This is a genomic window from Halorussus halobius (assembly GCF_004765805.1).
In the GTDB taxonomy this organism is placed as follows: domain Archaea; phylum Halobacteriota; class Halobacteria; order Halobacteriales; family Haladaptataceae; genus Halorussus; species Halorussus halobius.
This window is the reverse complement of record NZ_SBIU01000013.1, coordinates 1-4,779: the sequence shown is the minus strand read 5'-3', so window position 1 is coordinate 4,779 and position 4,779 is coordinate 1. Positions and strand designations below refer to the sequence as shown.

Sequence of the window (4,779 nt, the reverse complement as noted above, 5' to 3'; positions counted from 1 at the left end):
GCTGGCGACGTGGCGCCAGCAGGGACGCAACCCATACGAGGAACTTACGCGGGTTGTCCACGACAACGAAATGATCTCACGAGAGCAGACTGTGCCGGTTGTTGAGACCTCGGGGTAAACACGTACCAAATATCAATGTGAACCCGATGATCGATTCCCTCCCGATTGGACACTCTCTGCAACTGTTCCGCAGGAGGATTCGGTTTCGAGTGGAAGTACGGTTGAAGGCTGGATCTTCGATATCGATGAGAATTCACAAGAAATTACTGTCACGACGGATTCCTTCGGCCGTGCGGACTTGCACTCGCTAAAGGATCGACACATCGAAGCGGCGGATCACGTCGCATATATCGTTCTCACGGACGTTAGCGACTCATCAGAAGTCAACTTAGACCAAGTCTCTCACGCGAAAGGACTCCTCTCCCGGTGTGTCCGGAAAGACCAGTGGGACTGGTACACGGTCTACAAATTACTCGGGAAGCCACCTGAGAAGCAGTTACACCAGGGCCGACAAGCTCTCTCCCAACTTCGGGATGCCGCAAAAGAGGGGGATGACAGGAAAGTCCAGCAGTACATAGATCAGTTACGGCGCAATCATATCGCCAAACGGTTTGCGTACTTCGTTCGCCGGGTGAACCGTGGTGACGAGTACGAAGTAATCGACGACGAGTATCTCCTCCGGAAACTGCACAACCTTGATCCGATGGTCTTCGAGCAGTTTATTGCAGACCTATGGAGTCAACTCGGTTGGGAGACGGAGGTCGTTCCCGTCGACGAAGATCGAGGGGCAGACGTGATCGCTACTCAGGAGAACCTCTTCACACGCCGGCGTGCGATCCAAGTCAAGCGGAAAAATCCATCTTCGACGCACAATCTCGACGAAGTACAACGTTATATGGCGCTGTCATTACGTGACGGGATCGACGAAGCACTGTTAGTGACGACCGGTCAATTCACTCAGAAGGCTCGTGAGGAGGCTGACGTTTCCTCTTATGGTTTCCTCTTATGAGTTGATGGATGGCCGTGGGTTAGCGTCGTTCATTCGGGAGAATGAGCTTCAGCAGGTAGTTGATCAGTACGTCGAGAGTCCAGAATGAGCGTCTTCTGAACATCACGGACGTTGATCCTTCAGGAGCCCGGGAAAGAGGTAAATGAGTAGTTCGACAGATACTACTCATGACTAACGAGATCCCGGACGACTATCCTCACTTCTGCTCCATCTGTGGCGATACCTTCAACGGGATTCCCCACGCGACTTATGCCAATCCCGTCTGTGATGATTGCGATAGCCGGGCTGTATCGGAACCAGGAGTGCCGGCTCGACAGGGAGACAATCCAGTCTTCATCGACGGGATTCGCTGCTTCCGCCGATACAAGATGGGTGGGTGGTTATCTCAGCGTGATGCCCTCGGTTGCGACGACTACGATGAATTCTACGACACCCACTACGACGACTCCGGGCCAATCCACACATTCAACCAGCCAGATCCACCCCAGGAAGACCGGGAGATCAGACAACTCTCCGAGGTTCAAGGTTCATCAGAGGATGAGGTGACGGCGAGAGTAATTGAGAACGACATTCTGGAGGAGAGTGCGGATGCACTCATCTGCGGAATTACCACGAACCCCTCTCTCGATGGTGGAGTTGCGGGCGCAGTATGCGATGCGTCCGAGCATTCGTTACGGCAGTTCGTTCGAGCGAAGGCTCCGCTTCAACTCGGCGACGTCGCCGTCACCGGTGGGTTCGACCTTCCGTATTCATACATCGTCTTTGTTGCAGCCACTCCAACTGAAGATGGAGAGGGAGCGACCGAGGAAAGCGTTCAACGCTCGGTGAAGAACGGTCTTCACCAGGTAGCGGATCTCCGACTACCGTCGGTCGTGCTTCCACTCATCGGCGCTGGCGCAGGAGGTCTCGATGCACAGACCGCTTCGTCAGCGATTTCGGCTGGCATACGCAGTTCCCGAGTCTCTCCTCCGATTTGTGTGAGGCTGGTAACCAGGAACGCGAGTAATCGACGCGCTATGGAGAGTACCCTTTCTGACTCAGGGTCAGATGTGATCGACCAGGAGTTCTCTGACCCTCTCGAAGGAAAACTCTCGGCACACTTGGAGCGCGTCGATAAGTCTGGCTCGCCTTCCGACTGGGAAATCTACCAGTGGGTCACGTTCGATCCGTTCTCCGGCGAGATAACCGAATTCGACGGCCGAGATAACTCCCAACAGACTCTCGAAGACTACGGACCGCCGGAGACAGCGGTAGAACAGATGAAGGAGGCCGAATCAAAGTTCGTCGAGGATCGGACTCTGCCCGAGCAGTGGTTCGCCTGGTTCAAGAGCTTCAACTCACAGATGGGTGGGTGTCGTGCAGCGATGGATCATCCGAAGCTCGACCGCTATCTGTACAATCGAGAGCACTCTTTGATCGGGGTCCTTCGGGGGCTCGAACACCGCGATTCCGTATACAGCGATATTCTGGAAATAGCGCTGGACACAGAGGAAAACGAAACCACCGCCAAGCTCAGGTATCGAGTATCCGGAGATAGTATAGAGGCGGCTGACGATTTTACGGACTCATGTCTCCAAACTGCTCTTCGCGTAGTAGAATACACGGTTGAGACGATGAGTCACCTCGACTTCGATCACCCCATGAGTGATACTATGGAAGTTACAGAAATTGATCGGGTCGAAGTCATTGCTCACGTATTCTCTCAAGTGGGTTTTGAGCTGGACATCCCATTAGATTTGGCCGAAGATGTCGTCTACAGAAATCCCAATAAGAATACACTCCGGGCAACCGCGATGGTGTGTAAAAACTATCTCGAATAGATTTCGTATGCGAATCCCCCAATGAATAGGGAGTGTAAGATTCAATTGAATCTACGGCTCTTAGAGAGACTCCACCAATTCGTGGGTTTTCTGTTTGAATTCTTTAGATACTAAGGCTGGGCCAACCTTATTGTAGACAACCAATTCACAGTTCGCTTCCTTCAGCCCCTCGGAGATTAACCACTCTTGTACTGTTTCAGGTGCACTGAGTCCCACTATCTGACTACTTTTAATATTATCAACTACATCCTCCCACACTGGCTTGACTACCAACTCATACTCATCTTTCATCAACGCTATTATAATAACATCCGAACTTTGCGATGCTTGTACAAGTGATTCCTGCATTGATTCCACATCACCTCTATGGTCTTCTATTTCAGATAATAGGTCATCACCTCTCACGTATCCATATTCATGGGATAATATATGGGTATTAACGTGACCGAATTCCTCAAGATCATCGGCGAGAAGAGCCATTGGACGGAACATACCTCGAAAGTACTCTCTCATTGTTCCTGATTCGAGCTCTTCTTTCTCCGCGGTTGTAACTGAGCCGACGGTAAAAATGCTGATTTCCATTATGAGTGGATTATATACTTCAGCCACATCAATATGTGTATTTAGCGACGTTTGGAGAGAAGTGCTGAATTTGCCGGAGCTAAACTAGTGTTCTATTCGAACTCATCCAAGTTACCTTGATATTCATCGTCAGGATTTTCATCACGGAAGACACCTGCATCAAGATCAAGAGCGAGGAGATCTCCTGTTTCGCCAGCAGCGAGATCTCTTGCTAGTTGCCAATCCTCAGTTTCGTGTGGTAGCACTTGGAGTAGTGCTGATAATGACGCTGTGAACCGTGTATCTGAATCAAACCCTCTTTCTTTCAGCCAGTTCCACGTCTCACTCTCGCCACGTTTTTTGTAGACATGCATTGCTGCGTGTATCTTATCAATGTCATGGGAGAATGAGATACTCTCCGGATTTATCGGTAGCCGGCTAGATCGCTGAGATGGATCTTTATCGATATCTTGGACGCGATCATCATGATACTGGAGCTGAATATCACCAGATCGTTTTCTCCAAATCTTGGTGTCGCGTTTCTTATCGTCGATATCCAACCCAACACCTAATCCTAGCTGTCGTCCTTCATCATAGGGGAATACTTGGGATTCGTAGATTAGCCAAGACAAAGTGTACCAAGTTGTTAGATCATCAAGCGCGTCCAATTGTTCTCCCTGAAGATAGGTTTCGACCAAGACTTGAGTCACAGCTTCCCTTGCTTCACGCAATGCGCGACGAGGGCGGACTTCTTCGCCTTCATCATCAACCACCGGATAGTTATCTGCGAACACTTGAAGTGTCGGTCCGAATGCGCCAATAATAACGTCAGTTTTCGTGAGACTCAGTCCGGACTCCAAGAGATCACGTGCACTTTCTTTGGCACGCTTCCGTGTGGAGGACTCAACATCACTCCATAATGTCGGTTGTCGTTCCTCCCTCTCTTGCTTCGGTTTTCTGCCGGTGAGCAGGAGTGTACTATCTGCAGATGCACTTTTCATCATCTCTGCACGTTGGGGCATCTCACTGGTGATCGGATGAGTCGAAGTTATCGTGAAGCCGGCACGAATCAGGGACATCGTGAGTGTGTCCCAAGCGTCCGTTTCTTTATGAGTGAACATGACCGTCATAACTCCACCTGGCTTTATTGTGCGATATAACTCGGAGAAGATTTCACTCATCTTCTCCTCATAATCCCTCTTAGCTAAATCTGATTTAGAACTAGAATCAGCTACGTCCTTGAACCGGCTTGGATTAGCGACGAGGGTGTCATAGAACTCTTCTCACACCGTGATGATCGTACTTCCCGGATTGTCTCCACGTTCGTAGTTGGTGATAGCGACGACGAGGCGAAGGCACAGGGCAACAAACACCTGCGCCCGTGCGTGG

At 50.5% G+C, this 4,779-nt stretch carries 4 protein-coding genes and 1 pseudogene; 2 read left to right on the top strand and 3 right to left on the bottom strand.

What is annotated here, in order from left to right:
• Positions 1 to 298 precede the first annotated feature (298 nt).
• Positions 299 to 1,009 carry a restriction endonuclease gene (locus EPL03_RS19640; RefSeq protein WP_135830779.1) on the top strand — a complete coding sequence of 237 codons (711 nt, stop codon included), beginning with the start codon at positions 299 to 301 and terminating at the stop codon, positions 1,007 to 1,009.
• Between the two features lie 167 nt (positions 1,010 to 1,176).
• Positions 1,177 to 2,829, top strand: a complete 1,653-nt coding sequence (locus EPL03_RS19635; protein WP_135830778.1) for a macro domain-containing protein — start codon at positions 1,177 to 1,179, stop codon at positions 2,827 to 2,829.
• Positions 2,830 to 2,889: 60 nt separating this feature from the next.
• Here EPL03_RS19635 and EPL03_RS19630 read toward each other — a convergent pair whose 3' ends face one another.
• The 3 genes and pseudogenes from EPL03_RS19630 to EPL03_RS19620 all read right to left on the bottom strand — a co-directional run.
• The gene (locus EPL03_RS19630; protein WP_135830777.1) at positions 2,890 to 3,411 is read right to left on the bottom strand and encodes a hypothetical protein; all 522 of its coding nucleotides are present in this window, start codon (positions 3,409 to 3,411) and stop codon (positions 2,890 to 2,892) included.
• Positions 3,412 to 3,503: 92 nt separating this feature from the next.
• The gene (locus EPL03_RS19625) at positions 3,504 to 4,571 is read right to left on the bottom strand and encodes a hypothetical protein (RefSeq protein ID WP_210425049.1); all 1,068 of its coding nucleotides are present in this window, start codon (positions 4,569 to 4,571) and stop codon (positions 3,504 to 3,506) included.
• 102 nt (positions 4,572 to 4,673) lie between these two features.
• Positions 4,674 to 4,779: pseudogene (locus EPL03_RS19620) on the bottom strand (IS5/IS1182 family transposase); the annotation flags it as partial.